The 255-nt window shown below is 64.3% G+C and carries 1 pseudogene; it reads right to left on the reverse strand.

Annotated elements, in window-relative coordinates:
- Positions 1 to 249: pseudogene (locus tag DX908_RS16095) on the reverse strand (hypothetical protein); the annotation flags it as partial.
- Positions 250 to 255 lie beyond the last annotated feature (6 nt).

The raw sequence follows: 255 nt of genomic DNA on the forward strand, positions 1-255 counted from the left end.
CGACAGGCCGTCCATCGCGTTCGGTTCAGGCGCGGCCTCGCGCAGCGTGCGCAGTTCGCGATAGGCAAGGTACTGCTTGCGAATCGTGACCGCCTCGCTGCCATCGGGCGACCACTGCTTGAACGCATCGCCGCGCCCCAGCGCGATATCGAGGCTGCGTTCGATGAACTGGCGCTCGCTCGCGGTGAAACCGGCGAATTCGCGCATTTCGGCAATGGCAAGCGAAGCGGTGCTGGAACGGTACGACATAAGGTC

It is taken from the genome of Parvularcula marina, from assembly GCF_003399445.1.
Taxonomy (GTDB): Bacteria; Pseudomonadota; Alphaproteobacteria; order Caulobacterales; family Parvularculaceae; genus Parvularcula; species Parvularcula marina.